The organism is Cellulomonas sp., assembly GCF_035634735.1.
Taxonomy (GTDB): domain Bacteria; phylum Actinomycetota; class Actinomycetes; order Actinomycetales; family Cellulomonadaceae; genus Cellulomonas.
The window spans coordinates 1-1,888 of record NZ_DASQCJ010000210.1 but is presented as its reverse complement, the minus strand read 5'-3'; the positions used below and the strand labels follow the sequence as shown (position 1 = coordinate 1,888).

The following is a 1,888-nucleotide window of genomic DNA, read 5'->3' as shown; positions in this document are numbered from 1 at the left end:
TGTACTGGCGCCGGCGGTGCTGCTGGAGGTCATCGCGGCGCAGGACCGTCTCGAGTCCCAGCAGCACGCGCGCAAGCTGGGTCTGGTCGCCGAGCTCGCGAGCCGGGAGGAGATGCGCCCGGACTGGTCCCCGCTGGCCGGCGCACCGCCGACCCAGACGAGCGTGGCCGGGGACGAGCTGGCGATGCGGCTGGGCTGGGCGCGGATGACCGCGAACCGGGTGGTGCGCCGGGCGGTCGTGCTGGACGGGATGCTGGCCGGGACGCGCGAGGCCCTGGAGGCCGGACACGTCGACGCCGCCAAGGCCGAGGTGCTGGCCGCGGCGCTGACCGACCAGTCGTTCCAGGTCGCGCACGCGGTCGAGGACGCCGTCCTGCCCGACGCCGACCAGTGCTCCGTGGCCGAACTCCGCCAGCGGGTGCAGCGCGAGATCCGGCTGGCCGATCCCGACGGCGCGGCGAACCGGCACGAGCGGGCCCGGTGCACCCGCCGCGTGACGCACCCGCGCCCGCAGGCCGACGGGATGGCGTCGATGTGGCTGGTGCTCGCGGCCGAGGACGCGACCCGGGTCGACGGGGTGCTCGACCACGCGGCCCGCGCCGCCAAGGCCGTCGGGGACGGCCGCACGCTGGACCAGCTGCGCGCGGACGGGCTGCGGGACCTGGTGGTCGGGGACGTCCCGGTCTCGGACGGGCCGGCGTTCGAGGTCCGGTTGGACCCGCCGGCGCCCGCGGTGCCGAAGCCGCGCCGCTCGGCAGAGGACCTGAGCGTCACCACGTTCAGCCTGACGCCCCGCCCGCCGGTCGACCCGATCCCGACCGCCACGATCGTCCCGCTCGACTCCACCGGACCGGACTGCGCCGCGGGCGCCAGCGCAGGCGCCGCGACGGCAGCGTCCCCGGACGCTGCTCCCGCGCCCGAGGCGTCGCCGGTCCCCGAGGGCGCGCCCACACCGGTCCCCGGTCCCGCCCTCGGGCCCTCGGCGGTCCCTAGTCCGGCGACCGGACCCTCGCCGGTCCCCGGTCCCGCCCTCGGACCCTCGGCGGTCCCTAGTCCCGCCGGACCCTCCCCGGTCCCCGTTCCCGCGACCGGCGGCTCGGCGGTCCCCGCTCCCGTGCCGGTCCCCGCGCCGCTGGCGCCGGCCGCGCTCGCCCCGGCACCGACCACCGCGCCCCGCGGCTGCACCCGATGCTCCGGCCGCCCCGGCGCCGAGGTCCGCATCACCATCAACGCCTCGACCCTGATCGGCCTGGACGACCAACCGGCCGACCTCGACGGCCACGGCCCCATCGACGCCGTCCGCGCCCGCGCCCTGGCCGTCGGCGGGGTGTGGCGGCGCGTCGTCACCGACCCCATCACCCACCAGGTCCTCGACGTCGGCAGGCAGCGGTACCGTCCGCCGGCGGCGCTGGACGACTTCGTGCGACTACGAGACGGGACCTGCGCGGCGCCCGGGTGCATGGTCCCGGCCTGCCGCTGCGAGCTGGACCACACCGAGGAGTTCCACCCTCAGCCCGGCGCGGACCCCGACGCGCCCCTGGGCCGCACCGACGCGGGCAACCTCGGCCCGCTGTGCCACCGGCACCACCGCCTGAAGACCGACGGCGGCTTCCGGCTGCGGCAGATCGAGCCCGGGCTGTTCGAGTGGCTCACCCCGACCGGGCACCGGTACCTGACCCGCCCCGGGACCGGGCAGTCGCACGACGCCACCGCCGACCCGTACGACGAGCCCCCGCCGTTCTGAGCCGCGCCCTGGACGACGCGGGTCCGAGGACGCCTCGTGCGGGGTGCCCGCGGTGCGGGTCGAGCCGCTGGGCGCCGCCGAGGCCCGGTCAGGGGTACCGCTCGAGCCCGGACAGGTGGACCCACGTGGTCATGGCGATCTGGC

Annotated in this window: 1 protein-coding gene; it reads left to right on the top strand. The window is 77.8% G+C overall.

Annotation, left to right across the window (positions count from 1 at the left end; all coding sequences use genetic code 11):
* Positions 1-1,744 (top strand): HNH endonuclease signature motif containing protein (locus VER05_RS17150; RefSeq protein ID WP_324846528.1); only part of this gene is annotated, 1,744 nt, incomplete at its 5' end.
* Positions 1,745-1,888: the final 144 nt, after the last annotated feature.